Origin of the sequence: Streptomyces zinciresistens K42, from assembly GCF_000225525.1 — a bacterium.
Lineage (GTDB): Bacteria > Actinomycetota > Actinomycetes > Streptomycetales > Streptomycetaceae > Streptomyces > Streptomyces zinciresistens.
The window spans coordinates 1-18,216 of sequence record NZ_AGBF01000025.1; the positions used below are offsets into that span (position 1 = coordinate 1).

The following is an 18,216-nucleotide window of genomic DNA, read 5'->3' on the forward strand; positions in this document are numbered from 1 at the left end:
CGTCATCCGCACGGCCTCGCTGACCGTGCGCGTCAAGGACGTGCCCGAGGCCCTGGACGCGGCCCGGACCACCGTCGAGGCGGCGGGCGGGTACGTCGGCAGCGAGACGACCGTCCGGGACGGCCGGGGCCGCGAGCGCACCCGTCTCGTGCTGCGCGTCCCCGTCGCCGGCTACGCCGGGGTGCTCGCCGGTCTGGAGGGCTCGGGCACGCTGCTGGAACGCAGCGCCAGGGCGCAGGACGTCACCGACCAGGTCGTGGACGTGGACAGCCGGATCTCCTCCCAGCGGGCCAGCGTGGCCCGTGTGCGCGCGCTGATGGACCGGGCGGCCAAGCTCAGCGACGTGGTGGCGCTGGAGGGCGAACTGAGCAGCCGGCAGGCCGAGCTGGAGTCGCTGCTGGCCCGCCAGGCGTCGCTGAAGGACCGCACCGGCCTCGCCACCATCACCCTGTCCCTGACGGAGACGGGGGTGAGGAAGGCGGCCGCGGACGACGGTCCCGGCTTCCTGGACGCGCTCGCCGGCGGCTGGAGCGCGTTCGTGACCACGGTGCGCTGGCTGGCCGTGGCCTTCGGCGCCGCGCTGCCGTTCCTGGTGGCGGCGGCCCTGCTCGCGCTGCTGTGGCTGAAGGTCCTCAGGGGCCGGCTGCCGCGCCGCCCGGAACCGGTGCACGCGCCCGTGCCGGGCCCCCCGCTGCCGCCCGTCTCCGCGCGCGAGGGTGCCGGGCGGGACTGAGACGCCGGACCCTCGTAGCGTGTCCGCATGACCATGAACGCTACGAGGAACGGGGCGGGTGTGCGGGAGAGGCTGGTCGTGATCGGCGCCGACGCCGCGGGGATGTCCGCGGCGTCGCAGGCGCGCCGTCTGCGGGGCGCCGGGGAGCTGGAGATCGTGGCGTTCGAGCGCGGCAACTTCACCTCCTTCTCGGCCTGCGGCATCCCCTACTGGGTGGGCGGCGAGGTCGAGGACCGCGACCTGCTGATCGCCCGTACGGCCGAGGAGCACCGCGCGCGGGACATCGACCTGCGGATGCGGACGGAGGTCGTGGAGATCGACGTGGCCGGCGGGCGGGTACGCGCGCGTGAGGCGGACTCGGGGGCCGAGTACTGGACGTCGTACGACAAGCTCGTGATCGCGACCGGGGCCCGGCCGATCCGTCCCGGCCTGCCGGGGATGGACGCGCCGGGTGTCCACGGGGTGCAGACCCTCGACGACGGGCAGGCGCTGATCGACGCGCTGGCCCGCGCGCGGGGGCGGCGCGCGGTGGTGGTGGGCGCCGGGTACATCGGTGTGGAGATGGCCGAGGCGATGATCCACCGCGGCTACGAGGTGACGGTCGTCAACCGCGGCAGCGAGCCGATGTCGACGCTCGACGCCGACATGGGGCGGCTGGTGCACGAGGCCATGGAGGGCCTCGGCATCACCATGGTCGACGACGCCGAGGTCACCGCGATCCGCACCGGGGAGGACGGCCGGGCCCGCGCGGTGGCCACGAAGGACGCCGAGTACCCGGCGGACGTGGTGATCCTCGGGATCGGCGTCCGCCCCGAGACGGGGCTCGCGCGGGCGGCCGGCCTTCCGCTGGGCGGCCACGGCGGGCTGCTGACCGACCTGGCGATGCGGGTGCGCGGTCACGGGAACATCTGGGCGGGCGGTGACTGCGTGGAGGTCCTGGACCTGGTCTCCGGCCAGGAGCGGCACATTCCGCTCGGCACCCACGCCAACAAGCACGGGCAGGTCATCGGCACGAACGTGGGCGGCGGCTACGCGACGTTCCCGGGTGTGGTCGGCACGGCCGTCAGCAAGGTCTGCGATCTGGAGATCGCCCGCACGGGTCTGCGCGAGAAGGACGCGCGCAGGGCGGGCCTGGAGTACGTGACGGCCACGATCGAGTCCACGAGCCGGGCCGGCTACTACCCGGGCGCCACACCCATGACGGTCAAGATGCTCGCCGAGCGCCGCACGGGACGGCTGCTGGGGGTGCAGATCGTGGGCCGCGAGGGCGCCGGCAAGCGCGTCGACATCGCGGCGGTGGCGCTCACGGCCGGGATGACGGTGGAGCAGATGACGGCCCTGGACCTGGGGTACGCGCCCCCGTTCTCACCGGTGTGGGACCCCGTGCTGGTGGCGGCGCGCAAGGCGGTGAGGGCGGTGGGACAGTCCGCCTGAACGCCTTCCGCGCCGCTCGCACCGCGCCGTCTACGCCGATCCGTTGATCCGCTCGATCGCCTGCCGGGCCTGCTCGGCGGGCGGCCGGGACGGCAGGGACGACACCGACGCGCTGGCCGGCATGGCGGCCGCGGCCGGCTGTTCGGCGGGCGGCTTCGCGTGCGTGGCGGCCCGCGGGGAGCGCAGCCGGTGGCTCACCGCCTCGTCGAGGGTCACCGGGCGCTGCGTCTGGGCGGCGAGCCGTCCGGCGTCCTGGCCCAGCCGGGCCACGTCTTCCCACGGCAGCCGCAGCACCACGGCGATCTCGGCCTCGCCGTCGGGCGTGGCGTGTATCGGAGGAGTACCTCGGTCGTTCATCGCCTGTCCTCACGTCGTCCCCGCGGCCCGCCTTCCCCGTGGCGCGGGTGGTTGCCGGGACATACGCACCCGGCGGCGCCCGTGTTCACCGGTTCACGTGCCGTCCGCTGGGCAGATACTCCTCGTGGTCATCCCCGTCCATGACGTGAACCCGGTGAACCGCACCCCCTGGGTGACATACGCGCTGATCGCGGCGAACGTCCTCGTGTTCCTGTGCACGCCGGGCACCTTCGGGCCGGCCGGGGGCGAGAGCGCCACCGAGCAGCTCTGCCGGCTCCAGGCGTTCCTGGACCAGTACGCGCTGGTGCCGCGGGAGTTGATCCACGGCCGGCTGCCGGGCGCCGTCCCGACCGGCGAGGTGGCGGTCGGCGCGCAGGGGCCGGGCTGCGTCGTCGGCCCGCCCGGCTACGACAAGTCCCCGGTGCTGTCCGTGCTCACCTCGCTGTTCCTGCACGGCGGTTGGCTGCACCTGGCGGGCAACATGCTGTTCCTGCTGATCTTCGGCAACAACATCGAGGACCGCATGGGCCATGTGCGGTTCCTGCTGTTCTACGTCGTCTGCGGCTACGCGGCGTCGTACGGCTTCGCGCTCCTCAACGACGGCTCGGCCGAGCCGCTGATCGGCGCGTCCGGGGCGATCGCGGGGGTCCTCGGCGCCTACCTCGTGCTGTATCCGAGGGCCAGGGTGTGGGTGCTCGTGCCGTTCCTGGTCTTCCTGCCGCTGCGGCTGCCGGCGTGGCTGGTGCTCGGCTTCTGGTTCGTGCTCCAGGCGGTGTACTCGAAGGGCGACGCCGTCTCCGGCGCGGGCACCGTGGCGTACACGGCGCACATCGCGGGCTTTGTGGCCGGCATGGTGATCGCCTGGCCGCTGCGGGCGGGGACGCCGCCGCCACCGGAGCCGCGCGGACTGCTGTTCGGCAGGCGCGCGCGGCCGACGTGGTGAGCGGGGTTCAGCGCGCGCCGTGCGTGTGGACCACGTCGACGAGCCGGGTCAGCGCGTCGGGGTCGGTGGACGGCATGACGCCGTGGCCGAGGTTGAAGACGTGCCCCTCCAGGCCGGACGCCGCGTCCAGCACCTCGCGGGTCTTGGCCTCGACGACCTCGGGCCCGGCGAACAGGACGGTGGGGTCGAGGTTGCCCTGGAGCGCCTTGCCGGGGCCGACCCGGCGGGCGGCCTCGTCGAGCGGGACGCGCCAGTCGACGCCGACGACGTCCGCGCCGGCCTCGCCCATGAGGCGCAGCAGTTCCCCGGTGCCGACGCCGAAGTGGATGCGCGGGACGCCGTGTCCGGCGACGGCGTCGAAGACCTTCACCGAGGCGGGCATCACCGAGCGCCGGTAGTCGGCGGGGGCGAGGGAGCCGACCCAGGAGTCGAAGAGCTGCACGGCGGAGGCGCCGGCCTCGATCTGCACCGTGAGGAAGGCGGCCGTGATGTCGGCGAGGCGGTCCAGCAGGTCGGCCCAGAGCTCGGGGTCGCCGTACATCATCGCCTTGGCGTTCTCGTACGTGCGCGAGGGGCCGCCCTCGACGAGGTAGCTCGCGAGGGTGAACGGCGCGCCCGCGAAGCCGATGAGCGGGGTGGCGCCGAGCTCGGCGGTGAGCAGGCCGATCGCCTCGGTGACGTAGGAGACGTCCTCGGGGGTGAGGTCGCGCAGCCGGGCGAGGTCGGCGCGGGTGCGCACGGGCTCCTCGACGACGGGTCCGACGCCGGGCTTGATGTCGAGGTCGATGCCGATGGCCTTGAGGGGGACGACGATGTCGCTGAAGTAGATCGCCGCGTCCACGTCGTGCCTGCGCACGGGCTGGAGGGTGATCTCGGTGACCAGCTCCGGGCGCATGCAGGACTCCAGCATCGGGATGCCCTCGCGCACCTTGCGGTACTCCGGCAGCGAGCGCCCGGCCTGCCGCATGAACCACACGGGCGTGTGCGGTACGGGTTCACGCCTGCACGCCTTGAGGAAGGCGGAGTCGTACGTGGCTTGCGGCGGCGTCTGCTTGGCACTCACGGGGGCAAGTCTCGCACGGCCGCCGCGGGCCCCGGGCCGGGGCCGCCGTGTCGTCCGGGTGTCCCTCCCTGCGCGAAGCTCCCGTTCCCCTTAACCTTCCCGGCATGGCTGCGGCTCAGGGAAGACTGTCGGACGGTACGGGCGGGGCGGATGACGCGAGGGGGACCGGAGGGGCGGACCGGCAATCGGGGGGTACGGCGCCGCCGGCCTTCCGGGCCGCGGTGGAGGCCCTGCGCGGCAGCCGGCCGCGTCCGCAGATCGAGATCGAGCCGACCAGGGCGCCCCAGCGCCTGGCACCGTTCGCGTACGCCCTGGAGGCCGCCGTCGTCGAGGACGACGAGGACCTGGCCGACGGCCGGCTGGTGCTGCTGCACGACCCGGACGGCCATGACGCGTGGCGGGGCACGTTCCGGCTCGTGACGCTGGTGCGCGCGGAGCTGGAGCCGGAGATGGCGGCCGATCCGCTGCTGCCGGAGGTGTGCTGGTCCTGGCTGACCGGGGCGCTCCAGGCGCGCGGGCTGTCCTACGGCGAACCGAGCGGCACCGTCACCCGGGCCGGTTCCCACTACTTCGGCGGGCTGTCCGAGCGTCCCGCGGCCTCGCAGATCGAGATCCGCGCGTCCTGGACGCCCCGTGAGGGGCGGGGCGGGGTGCCGGACACCGGGGCCCATCTCGCGTCCTGGTGCGATCTGCTCGCGCAGGTGGCGGGGCTGCCCCCGGCGGGTCCCGGCGACGCGTCGGTGGTGACCCTGCCGCAGCGCCGCGATCCGCAGGCGCGCTGACCCGCGTCCGCACCGCCTTCTCGCGCCCGCGTCCCGTCCGTCCCCTCCGTCCCGTCCGATCCCTCTGATCCCTCTGATCCGTTCGATCCGTACCGGCCCCTCCGGGATTCCCGGAGGGGCCGCGTCATGCTCCGCGGCCACCTGCTTGACCGTCACTTTGTCGATACGGCCACATTCGGTCAGGAAAACGTTCTTGATCGAAGCGATTTCCTCACCGAACGATCGACCGTGTGTCTGAATTGCCCTGATTGTTACTCACTAAATCGTGATCTTTCTCTAAAGGGCCACGGGTTTGGTGCCGAAGACGACTGTGACCTTGAAAGCCGTCCCCGCACCCCAGGAGGCCCGGTGTCCGTTCTCCTCGAGCAGCCCGCAAGCCTGGTCGCCTACCGCCCGAACAAGCCGACCGCCATGGTGGTCGTGGCCGACCCGCGCGTCCGCTCCACCGTCACCCGTCATCTCTGGGCCCTCGGTGTGCGCGACGTGATCGAGGCCTCGTCCGTCGCGGAGGCTCGTCCCCGCATCGGCAACCCCCGCGACATCTGTGTCGCCGACGTCCATCTGCCCGACGGCTCGGGCCTGACCCTGCTGTCCGAGACCCGCGCCGCGGGCTGGCCCAACGGCCTGGCCCTGTCCGCGGCCGACGACATCGGCGCCGTGCGCAACGCCCTCGCCGGCGGCGTGAAGGGCTATGTCGTCACCGGCACCCGCACCAACCTCGGGCTCCCCACCCGGCCCGGTGCCGCCCCCATCGGCGCCGCCGCCGCCCGTATGCACCGTCGCCACCCGGGTGCCCCGAGCCACCCGGGCGGCTACCGCGAACTGTCCGGCCGCGAGGTCGAGGTGCTGCGGCTGGTGGCCGAGGGCCAGTCGAACAAGGCGATCGGCGTCTCGATGGGCCTGTCCGCCCTGACCGTCAAGAGCCACCTCGCCCGCATCGCCCGCAAGCTCGGCACCGGCGACCGCGCCGGGATGGTGGCCGTGGCCCTGCGCACGGGCATCATCCACTGAGTCCCGCCACCCCGCTCCACCGTCAGATCGTTCACTGGCGTGAACGGGACCTGCCAACGGACCCGCTCCCGCCCCTCGGCCGTCGTGAGCCGGACCCTTCACTTGACTGACTGGTTTACGACCCTCAGGCGCCCGCCGACGGAACGTTCCGTCGGCGGGCGCCGTCCATCCACGGATACCCTTGACAGGTGACCGACGCCCAAGACACCGCAGCAGACAGTTCACTGCGAACCACCGGAGGCGCCCCTCCGGACGACGCCGGATCTTCTGTTCCGGAGGCGCCGATCCCTCTGCTGGAGCCGCGCGAGGGCATTCCGCAGGTGATCGCCGACGACGCCGCGCTCGCCGAGGCGGTCGCGGCCTTCCGCGCCGGGTCGGGTCCCGTGGCCGTCGACGCGGAGCGCGCGTCCGGCTACCGCTACGGCCAGCGCGCCTATCTCGTCCAGCTGCGCCGGGCCGGGGCGGGCTCCGCGCTCATCGACCCCGTGGCCTGTCCTGACCTGTCCGGGCTCGGCGAGGCGCTGTCCGGCGTCGAGTGGGTGCTGCACGCCGCCACCCAGGACCTGCCCTGCCTGCGGGAGATAGGCATGGCGCCGACCCGGCTGTTCGACACCGAGCTGGCCGGCCGGCTCGCCGGGTTCCCCCGCGTCGGCCTCGGCGCCATGGTGGAGAGCGTGCTCGGGTTCGTCCTGGAGAAGGGGCACTCCGCGGTCGACTGGTCGACCCGCCCGCTGCCCGAGCCGTGGCTGCGCTACGCCACGCTGGACGTCGAGCTGCTCGTGGACCTGCGGGACGCGCTGGAGAAGGAGCTCGACCGGCAGGGCAAGCTGGAGTGGGCCCACCAGGAGTTCGACGCGATCGCGAGCGCTCCGCCCGCCGAGCCGCGCAAGGATCCGTGGCGGCGGACCTCCGGGATGCACAAGGTGCGCAGGCGCCGGCAGCTCGCCGTGGTGCGGGAGCTGTGGCAGACCCGCGACCGGATCGCCCAGCGCCGCGACGTGTCGCCGGGCAAGGTCCTCTCGGACACGGCCATCGTGGAGGCGGCGCTGGCGCTGCCCGCCACCGTGCAGGCGCTGGCCGCGGTCAACGGCTTCGGGCACCGCACCGGGCGGCGGCAGCTGGAGCAGTGGCAGGCGGCGGTGGACCGGGCGAAGGCCCTGACCGACGCTCAGCTGCCCTCCCCGGGCCAGCCGGTCACCGGGCCACCGCCGCCGCGCGCGTGGGCCGACAAGGACCCGGTGGCCGCCGCCCGGCTGTCCACGGCTCGGGCCGCCGTCTCCGCGCTCGCCGAGCGGCTCGCCATGCCGCAGGAGAACCTGATCACCCCCGACACCGTGCGCCGGGTGTGCTGGGAGCCCCCGAAGGACCTGGACGCCGAGTCGGTCGCCGGGGCGCTGGCCGCCCACGGGGCGCGGCCCTGGCAGGTCGAGCAGGTCACCCCGGTGCTGGTGGCCGCGCTGTCCGCGCGGGCGTCGTAGGGCGCTCACGACGGCCGCAGGCGGCGGGACCGCGCCACCGGTCCTGCCGGGAGCGAGCGTCCGGGGCCGCCGGACGGGTCACGGAAGCGGCGAGGCACCGTCGAGATCGCGCCAAGATCTTTCGCGTCCCGGGGCGCCGGGCCGCCGCGGCGGCCCGCCCGCGCCCGAGGCGGGACGCCGCCGATGGTGTGACCTTCGCCGCTCCCCCCGCCAGGACTGTGCAGCTACGTTACCCATAAGTAGCATGGGGCCTGAGCGCACGCTCAGCGTGTCGCGCAGCAGTAGTGCCATCCCGCACCCTGGAGGAGAGCCATCGTGCCTCGTACCGTCAGGGACGTCGTCTTCGTCGACGGCGTCCGCACCCCGTTCGGCAAGGCGGGCCCGAAGGGCATCTACCACGAGACCCGCGCCGACGACCTCGTCGTGAAGGCGATCCGGGAGCTGCTGCGCCGCAACCCCGGGCTCGACCCGCAGCAGATCGACGAGGTCGCCATCGCCGCGACCACCCAGATCGGCGACCAGGGCCTGACCATCGGCCGCACCGCGGGAATCCTCGCAGGTCTCCCCCAGTCGGTGCCCGGCTACTCGATCGACCGCATGTGCGCCGGCGCGCTGACCGCCGTCACCTCGGTCGCCGGTGCGGTCGCCTTCGGCGCGTACGACATCGCCGTCGCCGGCGGTGTCGAGCACATGGGCCGCCACCCCATGGGCGAGGGCGTCGACCCCAACCCGCGGTTCGTCAGCGAGAAGCTGGTCGACGAGTCGGCCCTGTTCATGGGCATGACGGCGGAGAACCTGCACGACCGCTACCCGCACATCACCAAGCTGCGCGCCGACGAGTACGCCGTGCGCTCGCAGGAGAAGGCCGCCAAGGCGTACGCCGACGGCAGGATCCAGGCCGACCTGGTGCCGATCTCGGTGCGCCGCACCGACCCGGCGGCCGGCGAGACCGGCTGGGGCCTGGTCACCGCCGACGAGCCGATGCGGCCGGGCACCACGCTGGAGAACCTCTCCGCGCTGAAGACCCCGTTCCGGGTGCACGGCCGGGTCACCGCGGGCAACGCGGCCGGTCTGAACGACGGCGCCACCGCCTCCCTGATCGCGTCCGAGGACTTCGCCCGCGAGAACAACCTGCCGGTGAAGATGCGCCTGGTGTCGTACGCCTTCGCGGGCGTCGAGCCCGAGGTCATGGGCTACGGCCCGATCCCGGCCACGGAGAAGGCCCTCGCCAAGGCGGGCATGGACATCTCCGAGATCGGCCTGTTCGAGATCAACGAGGCGTTCGCCGTCCAGGTCCTGGCCTTCCTCGACCACTACGGCATCGCGGACGACGACGCGCGCGTCAACCAGTACGGCGGCGCCATCGCCTTCGGCCACCCGCTGGCCTCCTCCGGCGTCCGGCTGATGACGCAGCTGGCCCGCCAGTTCGAGGAGCAGCCGCACGTCCGCTACGGCCTGACCACCATGTGCGTCGGCTTCGGCATGGGCGCGACGGTCATCTGGGAGAACCCGCACTTCGACACCGCCGGAGGCAGCAAGTGAGCACCACCGCCGAGCTTTTGAAGGGTGCGGCCGAGCTGTTCCCCGACGAGGTCGTGACGCAGGCGCACGTACGCCACCTCGACCTGCCGTACGGCGCCGGGCGCTTCGCGCTCATCACGCTGGACAACGGCTTCGACCACACCAAGCCGACCACCTTCGGTCCGGCCTCGCTGGCGAACCTGAACACCGCCGTCGACCAGGTCGAGGCGGAGGCCGCGGCCGGCGACATCGTCGGCGCCGGCGTCACCGGCAAGCCGTTCATCTTCGCCGTCGGCGCCGACCTCAAGGGCGTCGAACTGCTCACCGAGCACCAGGACGCGCTGGCCATCGGCAAGGGCGGCCACGAGGTCTTCAAGCGCCTCGCGGGCCTCGCGGTGCCGACCTTCGCGTACTACAACGGCGCCGCCATGGGCGGTGGCGTCGAGGTCGGTCTGCACTGCACGTACCGCACCGTCTCCCAGGCGCTGCCGGCGTTCTCGCTGCCCGAGGTCTTCCTCGGCCTGGTGCCCGGCTGGGGCGGCTGCACGATCCTGCCGAACCTGATCGGCGCGGACAGGGCCGTCTCGGTGATCATCGAGAACAGCCTCAACCAGAACAAGCAGCTCAAGGGCCGCCAGGTCTTCGAACTGGGCATCGCGGACGCCCTGTTCGAGGGGGCCGACTTCCTGGAGCAGTCGCTGATCTGGACCGCCCGGGTGCTGAAGGGCGACATCGCGGTCGAGCGCCCGGTGGTCGACCGCGGTGAGGGCTGGGACCAGGCCGTCGCCAGGGGCCGCTTCCTCGCCGACTCCAAGGTGCACGGGGCCGCCCCGGCCGCCTACCGCGCCCTGGACATCATCGCCGCCGCCAAGGACGGCGACCTCCAGCGGGGCTTCGACGCCGAGGACCGGGCGCTCGCCGACCTGATCATGGGCGGTGAACTGCGCTCCGGCATCTACGCCTTCAACCTGGTGCAGAAGCGCGGCAAGCGCCCCGCGGGCGCGCCGGACAAGAGCCTGGCCCGCCCGGTCACCAAGGTCGGTGTCGTCGGCGCCGGTCTGATGGCCTCCCAGCTCGCGCTGCTCTTCCTGCGCCGCCTGGAGGTGCCGGTCGTCCTGACCGACATCGACCAGGAGCGCGTCGACAAGGGCGTGGGCTACGTCCACGCCGAGATCGACAAGCTGCTCGGCAAGGGCCGGATCGGCCAGGACCGGGCCAACCGCCTCAAGGCGCTGGTCACCGGTGTCCTGGACAAGGCCGAGGGCTTCGCGGACGCCGACTTCGTGATCGAGGCCGTCTTCGAGGAGATCGGCGTCAAGCAGCAGGTGTTCGCGGAGGTCGAGGCGGTCGCCCCGGCGCACGCGATCCTCGCCACCAACACCTCCTCGCTGTCGGTCACCGAGATGGCGTCGAAGCTGAAGAACCCCGAGCGGGTCGTGGGCTTCCACTTCTTCAACCCGGTCGCGATCCTGCCGCTGCTGGAGATCGTGCGCGGCGAGCAGACCGACGACGCCTCCCTGGCCACGGCGTTCGCCGTCGCCAGGAAGCTGAAGAAGACCGCGGTCCTGACCAAGGACGCCCCCGCGTTCGTCGTGAACCGCATCCTCACCCGCTTCATGGGCGAGATCCAGAACGTCATCGACGAGGGCACCCCGGTCGAGGTCGCCGAGAAGGCCGTCGAGCCGCTCGGTCTGCCGATGTCCCCGCTGGTGCTGCTGGAACTCGTCGGCCCCGCGATCGGCCTGCATGTCTCGGAGACCCTCAACCGGGCGTTCCCGGACCGCTTCACGGTCTCCCCGAACCTCGCGGCCGTCGTCAAGGCGGGCAAGCGCGGCTTCTACGTCCACGACTCCGGCAAGCCGGAGCTGGACCCCGAGGTCGCCGCGCTGCTGAAGCAGGGCGACGCGGTGCTCACCGAGGAGCAGGTCCGCGACCGCGTCCTGGACGCCGTCGCCCAGGAGATCGGCCTGATGCTCGACGAGGGTGTCGTCGCCGAGGCCCAGGACATCGACCTCTGCCTGATCACCGGCGCCGGCTGGCCCTTCCACCTGGGCGGCATCACGCCGTACCTGGACCGCGAGGGCGTCTCCGAGCGGGTGAACGGCAGGAGGTTCCTGGCGCCGGGCGTCGCGAGCGTGCCCGCGTAGTACGGCCCGTGCCGGACGCCGGTGCCCCGCACATCCGTCGGTGTGCGGGGCACCCTGGTGCCGTCAGCCGTCAGCCGGGCGCCGGTCCTCGACGTGGACGACCCGCAGTTCCGTGCCGTCCTGATGGCGCTTGGCGCGGCCGTGCAGGCCGACGGCCAGATGCGTGGGGTCGGCGGGCTCGTCGGGACCGACATGGGTCATCACGTCGGGGTGATGGCCCGTCACCAGCCACCCCATGTCGTCCTTGAGGGTGAGCACGTTGAAGTCCCCGGCCTGGGAGCCGACGTGCACGGGACCGTACTCGCCCAGGAGCCGCACCGCGGCGTCCGCCAGATCGCCGGCGGGCTCCTTCAGCACCACGCAGGTGCCGTTCTCGAACAGTGCCCAGGACGCCCCCGAGGGCTCCAGGACCCGCTGCCAGACCACTATCAGCTCTTCCGTCTCCATACCCGCCATCCTGCCTGCCGCGCCCCTGTTCCTCCCGCCCGCGGTCCCGGTGACCGGGGCGCCCTCAGACCTCCCGCCACGCCTCCAGCGCGAGGCCGGGCTCGTCCTTGCGCCGGGTGACCAGCAGCCGGCCGTCCGACGGCGACAGGGTGGCCGCGACCACCCGCCCGCCCTCGTCGAGCGCCAGCGCCACCAGCGCGTCCTCCGGCAGCGGCGGACCCGACTCGGTCCACCACGCCCCCGCAGACTCCTGTTCGGTCGGATACGCGGCGAAGGCGACCCGGCCGGCGGCCGAACGCCGGGCCAGCAGCGTGCAGTCGTGGCCGTCGAGCCGGCAGCGCAGCGCCCGGAGGGGGCCCGGACCCGCGGACGTCAGCAGCCTCACCGGCTCCGATCCCGGGCGCCAGGCCCACAGCCCGTCCGCCTCGTCGGCGTAGAAGAGCGTGGTGTGCTCCGCGGAGGTCGCCAGCGCGTAGAGGGTGTCGGCGCGCACGGGGGTCTCCAGCGCCTCCTCCAGCACCGGCACGCTGCCCGGCTCCTCCTGCCGCCAGTGCAGCACGGCGCCGGGGACGGCCGCGTACAGCTCGACACGCCCCGACTCCCCCACCACGGCGGCCGGACGCTCGGCGACGTCGCGCCCCTTCAGGTCCCGCCACGGGCCCCAGCCGCCCACCTGCTTCTGGCCGCGCATGCTCATCCCGCCGGCCCGGTTGCGGACGAAGACATGGGCGCGCCCCTGCGCGTCGACGGTGACGGCCGGGCTGCCCGTACGGTCCCCGGTGCCGTCCGGGTGGCCGATGGACGCCCAGTCCAGGGCGGCGAGGCGCGGGCGGAAGTGCGTGGTGTGCACCAGCCCGGACTCGCCCGGCTTGGTGGGGCGCCAGGCCGCCAGGTGCGCATAGGAGTCGGCGCCCTGCCCGAACGCGGGGCCGGGGCGCAGCTTCTGCTCGCCGCCCACCCGGCGCGGCGGCTCCCAGCGGCCGTCCGCTCCGAGCTCGGCCCGGCACAGCACGGTGTCGCCCGCCGGCAGATAGACGCTGAGGCGGCCGTCGCGGCCGCGGATGAGCCAGTCGCCGTTCACCTGTTCACTCTATTCGGGGGCGGTACGCCGTGGGGCCCCGCCCCCGGGCAAGCTGGGTCACGGCAATGTCCGTACGAGAACAGGAAGTCGACGTATGACCGACAAGCTCACCGTGAGTGTCCTGGGCACCGGCATCATGGGTGCCGCGATGGCCCGCAACATCGCCGGGGCCGGGCACACCGTCCGGGTCTGGAACCGCACCCGTGCCAAGGCAGCGCCCCTGGCCGCCGACGGTGCCCATGTCGCCGGCACCCCCGCCGAGGCGGTCGAGGGCGCCGACGTCGTGCTGACCGTGCTCCACGACGGTCCGGCGACGCTGGAGGTGATGCGGGAGGCGGCGCCCGTGCTGCGCTCCGGCGCGGTCTGGATGCAGTCGACGACGGCGGGGATCGACGGCGTCGCGGACCTGGCGGAGTTCGCCGCCGAGCACGGCCTGGTCTTCTACGACGCCCCCGTCCTCGGCACCCGGGCGCCCGCCGAGGCGGGGCAGCTGACCGTGCTGGCGGCCGGGCCGGCCGAGGGCCGGGAGCGGCTGGCGCCGGTGTGCGACGCGGTCGGCGCCCGTACGGTGTGGACCGGCGAGGACGGCGCCGCCGGGACCGCGACCGGGCTGAAGCTGGTCGCCAACAGCTGGGTGCTCGCGGTGACGAACGCGGCCGGGGAGGCGCTGGCACTGGCCAAGGCGCTGGACGTCGATCCCCGCCGGTTCTTCGAGGTGATCGAGGGCGGTCCGCTCGACATGGGCTATCTGCGCGCCAAGTCGGGGCTGCTGCTGGAGGGGGGTCTGACGCCGGCCCAGTTCGCGGTCGCCACGGCGGCCAAGGACGCCCGGCTGGTCGTCGCGGCGGGCGAGCGGCACGGGGTGCGCCTCGACGTGGCCGAGGCGGGCGCGGAGCGCTTCGAGCGCGCGGCGGCGCAGGGCCACGGGGACGAGGACATGGCGGCGGCGTACTTCGCCAGCTTCGTGCAGGACGCGGAGGAGCGGTGACGGCACCGCCCTCCCGGTGAGGCCGCCGGCGTCGCGGGACGCCGCCGGGGTCGACGGGCATGCGACCCTTGCCGCATGACTGAGGACGTGCCGCTGCTGGTGGTCGTCGACGCCGCGAACGTCGTCGGATCGGTGCCCGACGGATGGTGGCGGGACCGGCGGGGCGCCGCCGAGCGGCTGCGGGACCGGCTGGCGGCCGACGGGGTGCCGGGACAGGCCGGGCCGGTCGAGATCGTGCTCGTCGTCGAGGGGGCCGCGCGGGGCGTGGAGTCGGTGCCGGGAGTGCGGGTGGAGGCGGCGCGCGGCAGCGGGGACGACCACATGGTCGGGCTGGTCGCGGCGGCCGGGGGGCGCCGCACCCTGGTGGTCACGGCCGACCGCGGGCTGCGGCGGCGGGTCGAGGAGCTGGGGGCGCGGGTCGCCGGTCCGCGCACGGTCCGCCCGCGGTGACGGACGGGCCCCGCGGCCGTCGCCGGGTGGGCGCGTCCGCGGGGCCCGTGCCGGGCGGGGGGCGGGGCTACGGCGTCGCGCCCGAACCCCGCCCGGCCTCCGCCTGCTGCTGTCCCAGACGGCTGTGGGAGCGGCCGTAGAGGAAGTACACGGCGAAGCCGGCGACCATCCAGATCGCGAAGCGGAGCCAGGTCTCCGCGGGCAGGTTGATCATCAGCCACAGCGAGGCGCACACCGACAGGACGGGCAGGACCGGCACCCAGGGGGTGCGGAACGCACGCGGCAGGTCGGGGCGGGTGTTGCGCAGGATGATCACGCCGATGGCCACCACCACGAAGGCGAACAGGGTGCCGATGTTCACCAGGGCGGCGAGTTCGGTCAGCGGGGTGAAGCCGGCGAGCACCGCGATGATCACGCCGAGCAGGATCGTCGGCCGGTGCGGGGTCTTGAACCGCGGGTGGACGTGGGAGAAGAACCGCGGCAGCAGCCCGTCGCGGCTCATGGCGAAGAAGACGCGGGTCTGGCCGAGGAGCAGGATCATGCAGACCGTCGTGAGGCCGACCGCGGCGCCGAAGCTGATGAAGCCGGCGTACCAGGGGTGTCCGGTCTCCTTGAACGCGTCGGCGAGGGGGGCGTCCACGGAGAGCTTGGTGTAGTTCTGCATGCCCGTGACGACGATCGACACGAGGACGTAGAGCGTGGTGCAGATGATGAGGGAGCCGATGATGCCGCGCGGCATGTCGCGCTGCGGGTTCCTGGTCTCCTCGGCGGCGGTGGCCACGACGTCGAAGCCGATGAAGGCGAAGAAGACGACGGAGGCGGCGGTGAAGATGCCCATCACGCCGAAGTTGGACGGCGCCCAGCCGAACATGAGCTGGATCAGCGGCGCCTGGAGGCTGCCGCCGGCGTCCACGGGCTGGCTCTCGGGGATGAACGGGTCGTAGTTGTCGGCGTTGATGAGGAAGGCGCCGGCGATGATCACGGTGAGGACGACGGCCACCTTGATGGCCACGACCACGGACGTGATGCGCGCGGAGAGCTTCATGCCGAGGACGAGGACGAAGGTGAGGACGAGGACGAGGGCGGCGGCGAGGATGTCGAAGCCGAAGGCGTCGGCGCCCTCCCTGCTGCCGAGTCCGGCGGGCATCGTCCAGCCCGCGTTGTCCATGAGCGACTGGATGTAGCCGGACCAGCCGACCGCCACCACCGCCGTCCCGAGGGCGAACTCCAGGACCAGGTCCCAGCCGATGATCCACGCGGGCAGTTCGCCGAGGGAGGCGTACGAGAACGTGTACGCCGACCCGGCGACCGGCAGTGTGGAGGCGAACTCGGCGTAGCAGAGGGCGGCCAGGGCGCAGGCGATGCCGGACACGACGAACGCCAGGGCCACGGCGGGCCCGGCGTTGTCCTTCGCGACCGTGCCCGTCAGCACGAAGATGCCCGTGCCGATGATGACGCCGACCCCGAAGACGGTCAGGTCCAGCGCCGACAGGGACTTCTTGAGGGCGTGCTCCGGCTCCTCGGTGTCGGCGATGGACTGCTCGACTCTCTTCGTCCGGAAGAGTGTGCTGCTCACGGTCGTACCTCCCACGCTTGTCGTCCCCGACATGATCGAGAGGGGGCCTGGTACGCCTGCCCCGGCGCGCGCCGATTCATACGGATGGGCCGGTTTCACCACCCTTCGCGGTGGTGAAACCGGCCCGTACGGCCCAGTGGGGCGGGGTCAGTCGCGCGCGGTGCGCACCGGGTCGGCCTCGGCGGCGGTGCGGTCGAACCGGCCGTCCAGCTTGGAGACGAGTCCGGTGACCTGGCGGGCGATGTCGGGGGCGGTCAGGCCGATCTCCGCCATCACCTCGGCGCGCGAGGCGTGGTCGAGGAACCGCGGCGGGATGCCGAAGTCGCGCAGCGGGACGTCGACGCCCGCGTCGCGCAGGGCCTGGGCGACGGCCGAACCGACGCCGCCGACGCGGCTGTTGTCCTCCACGGTGACGACGACGCGGTGCCGCTCGGCGAGCGGGGCCATGGCCTCGTCGACGGGCTTGACCCAGCGCGGGTCGACGACGGTGGTGGAGATGCCCTGCCGGTCGAGCAGGGCGGCGATCTCCAGGCACATCGGGGCGAGGGCGCCCACGGAGACCAGCAGCACGTCCGGGGTGTCGGTGCCCGGCTCGCGCAGGACGTCCATGCCGCCGACGCGTCCCACGGCCGGGACGGCGGGGCCGACGGCGCCCTTGGAGAAGCGGACGACGGTCGGCGCGTCCTCGACCGCGACGGCCTCGCGCAGCTGCGCCCGTACCTGGTCGGCGTCGCGCGGGGCGGCCAGCCTGAGGCCGGGGACGACCTGGAGGATCGACATGTCCCACATGCCGTTGTGGGAGGCGCCGTCGGTGCCGGTGACACCGGCGCGGTCGAGGACGAAGGTGACACCGCACTTGTGCAGCGCCACGTCCATCAGGACCTGGTCGAAGGCGCGGTTGAGGAAGGTGGCGTAGACGGCGAAGACGGGGTGCAGTCCGCCCGTGGCCAGGCCGGCGGCGGAGACGGCGCCGTGCTGCTCGGCGATGCCGACGTCGAACACGCGCCGGGGGAACTTCCTGGCGAAGCGGTCCAGGCCGACCGGCTGGAGCATGGCGGCGGTGATGGCGACGACGTCGTCGCGCTCCTCGCCCAGCTTGACCATCTCGTCGCCGAACACGGAGGTCCAGTCGGCGCCGGAGGTGGCGATCGGCAGCCCGGTGTCGGGATGGATCTTGCCGACGGCGTGGAAGCGGTCGGCCTCGTCCTGGAGCGCGGGCTGGTAGCCGCGGCCCTTCTCGGTGAGGCAGTGCACGATGACCGGGCCGCCGAAGCGCTTGGCGCGCGCGAGCGCCGACTCCAGGGCCTCGATGTCGTGGCCGTCGATCGGGCCGACGTACTTCAGGCCGAGGTCCTCGAACATGCCCTGCGGCGCGATGAAGTCCTTCAGGCCCTTCTTGGCGCCGTGCAGGGTCTCGTACAGGGGGCGTCCGACGACCGGGGTGCGGTCGAGGAGGTCCTTGGTGCGGCTGAGGAAGCGCTCGTAGCCGTCGGTCGTGCGCAGCGTCGCCAGGTGGTTGGCGAGGCCGCCGATGGTGGGCGCGTAGGAGCGCTCGTTGTCGTTGACGACGATGACGAGGGGGCGGTCCTTGGCCTCGGCGATGTTGTTCAGCGCCTCCCAGGCCATGCCGCCGGTGAGCGCGCCGTCACCGATGACGGCGACGACGTGGGCGTCGCGTGCGCGCAGCTGGTTGGCCTTGGCGAGGCCGTCGGCCCAGCCGAGGACGGTGGAGGCGTGGGAGTTCTCGATGACGTCGTGCTCGGACTCGGCCTGCGAGGGGTAGCCGGAGAGGCCGCCCTTCATCTTCAGTCCGCTGAAGTCCTGGCGGCCGGTGAGCAGCTTGTGGACGTAGGACTGGTGGCCGGTGTCCCAGAGGACCTTGTCCGTGGGCGAGTCGAAGACCCGGTGCAGGGCGATGGTCAGCTCCACCACACCGAGGTTGGGGCCGAGGTGGCCGCCGGTCTTGGAAACCGCCTCGACGAGGAAGGTCCGGATCTCCTCTGCCAGCTGGTCCAGCTGCTCAGGGCTGAGCCGGTCCAGATCGCGCGGTCCCGTGATGCGGGTCAGCAGCGGCACCCGTGCCTCCTTGCAGTAGAGCTGTTCGAGCTGTTGCCGGGCGTGTCGAGTCTAATGTTCCGCCCTGGTGGCCGGAGCCGGGACGGTGCGTCGTACGTCACGCGATCGGCTGTACCCATCTTGTGGCGG

The 18,216-nt window shown here is 73.1% G+C and carries 16 protein-coding genes; 10 read left to right on the top strand and 6 right to left on the bottom strand.

The window, feature by feature from the left end; genetic code table 11:
* Nucleotides 1-733, top strand: a 733-nt coding sequence (locus tag SZN_RS11020; protein ID WP_007494283.1) for a DUF4349 domain-containing protein, incomplete at its 5' end; no start/stop codon positions are given.
* 27 nt (nucleotides 734-760) lie between these two features.
* Nucleotides 761-2,167 (top strand): FAD-dependent oxidoreductase, encoded by a 1,407-nt coding sequence (locus SZN_RS11025; RefSeq protein WP_043729964.1) that lies wholly within the window; start codon nucleotides 761-763, stop codon nucleotides 2,165-2,167.
* 30 nt (nucleotides 2,168-2,197) lie between these two features.
* On the opposite strand, the gene SZN_RS11030 is transcribed toward SZN_RS11025, so the two are convergent.
* A complete protein-coding gene (locus SZN_RS11030) occupies nucleotides 2,198-2,524 on the bottom strand; it encodes a hypothetical protein (protein ID WP_007494288.1) in 327 nt (108 codons plus the stop codon).
* A 124-nt stretch (nucleotides 2,525-2,648) separates the two neighbouring features.
* Between SZN_RS11030 and SZN_RS11035 the strand changes: the two genes are divergently transcribed.
* Complete coding sequence (locus SZN_RS11035) at nucleotides 2,649-3,467, top strand: rhomboid family intramembrane serine protease (RefSeq protein WP_007494290.1); 819 nt, start codon at nucleotides 2,649-2,651, stop codon at nucleotides 3,465-3,467.
* A 7-nt stretch (nucleotides 3,468-3,474) separates the two neighbouring features.
* On the opposite strand, the gene hemE is transcribed toward SZN_RS11035, so the two are convergent.
* A complete protein-coding gene (hemE, locus tag SZN_RS11040; protein WP_007494292.1) occupies nucleotides 3,475-4,530 on the bottom strand; it encodes a uroporphyrinogen decarboxylase in 1,056 nt (351 codons plus the stop codon).
* 104 nt (nucleotides 4,531-4,634) lie between these two features.
* On the opposite strand from hemE, the gene SZN_RS11045 reads away from it, so the two are divergent.
* From SZN_RS11045 to SZN_RS11065, 5 genes are all read left to right on the top strand, one after another.
* Nucleotides 4,635-5,312 carry a DUF3000 domain-containing protein gene (locus SZN_RS11045; RefSeq protein ID WP_043729970.1) on the top strand — a complete coding sequence of 226 codons (678 nt, stop codon included), beginning with the start codon at nucleotides 4,635-4,637 and terminating at the stop codon, nucleotides 5,310-5,312.
* Between the two features lie 348 nt (nucleotides 5,313-5,660).
* On the top strand, nucleotides 5,661-6,323 hold the full coding sequence (locus SZN_RS11050; RefSeq protein WP_007494297.1) for a response regulator transcription factor: 663 nt from the start codon (nucleotides 5,661-5,663) through the stop codon (nucleotides 6,321-6,323).
* 188 nt (nucleotides 6,324-6,511) lie between these two features.
* Nucleotides 6,512-7,801 (top strand): ribonuclease D, encoded by a 1,290-nt coding sequence (locus SZN_RS11055; protein ID WP_078508530.1) that lies wholly within the window; start codon nucleotides 6,512-6,514, stop codon nucleotides 7,799-7,801.
* 315 nt (nucleotides 7,802-8,116) lie between these two features.
* Nucleotides 8,117-9,343, top strand: a complete 1,227-nt coding sequence (locus SZN_RS11060) for a thiolase family protein (RefSeq protein WP_007494301.1) — start codon at nucleotides 8,117-8,119, stop codon at nucleotides 9,341-9,343.
* Nucleotides 9,340-11,469 carry a 3-hydroxyacyl-CoA dehydrogenase NAD-binding domain-containing protein gene (locus SZN_RS11065; protein ID WP_007494302.1) on the top strand — a complete coding sequence of 710 codons (2,130 nt, stop codon included), beginning with the start codon at nucleotides 9,340-9,342 and terminating at the stop codon, nucleotides 11,467-11,469. Before SZN_RS11060 ends, SZN_RS11065 begins: the two co-directional genes overlap by 4 nt.
* Before the next feature lie 63 nt (nucleotides 11,470-11,532).
* Here the strand turns inward: SZN_RS11065 and SZN_RS11070 are convergent, their stop codons facing one another.
* The gene (locus SZN_RS11070; protein WP_007494304.1) at nucleotides 11,533-11,925 is read right to left on the bottom strand and encodes a hypothetical protein; all 393 of its coding nucleotides are present in this window, start codon (nucleotides 11,923-11,925) and stop codon (nucleotides 11,533-11,535) included.
* A gap of 55 nt (nucleotides 11,926-11,980) precedes the next feature.
* Entirely contained in the window at nucleotides 11,981-12,997 is a 1,017-nt protein-coding gene (locus SZN_RS11075) for a PLL family lectin (protein WP_007494305.1), read from the bottom strand.
* Nucleotides 12,998-13,091: 94 nt separating this feature from the next.
* Here SZN_RS11075 and SZN_RS11080 point away from each other — a divergent pair, with 94 nt between their 5' ends.
* Both SZN_RS11080 and SZN_RS11085 read left to right on the top strand, forming a co-directional pair.
* On the top strand, nucleotides 13,092-13,985 hold the full coding sequence (locus SZN_RS11080; protein WP_007494307.1) for an NAD(P)-dependent oxidoreductase: 894 nt from the start codon (nucleotides 13,092-13,094) through the stop codon (nucleotides 13,983-13,985).
* Nucleotides 13,986-14,060: 75 nt separating this feature from the next.
* A complete protein-coding gene (locus SZN_RS11085) occupies nucleotides 14,061-14,435 on the top strand; it encodes a hypothetical protein (RefSeq protein WP_043729975.1) in 375 nt (124 codons plus the stop codon).
* 67 nt (nucleotides 14,436-14,502) lie between these two features.
* Here SZN_RS11085 and SZN_RS11090 read toward each other — a convergent pair whose 3' ends face one another.
* On the bottom strand, nucleotides 14,503-16,011 hold the full coding sequence (locus tag SZN_RS11090; RefSeq protein WP_007494311.1) for an amino acid permease: 1,509 nt from the start codon (nucleotides 16,009-16,011) through the stop codon (nucleotides 14,503-14,505).
* Between the two features lie 147 nt (nucleotides 16,012-16,158).
* Complete coding sequence (gene dxs / locus SZN_RS11095) at nucleotides 16,159-18,087, bottom strand: 1-deoxy-D-xylulose-5-phosphate synthase (protein WP_007494313.1); 1,929 nt, start codon at nucleotides 18,085-18,087, stop codon at nucleotides 16,159-16,161.
* Nucleotides 18,088-18,216: the final 129 nt, after the last annotated feature.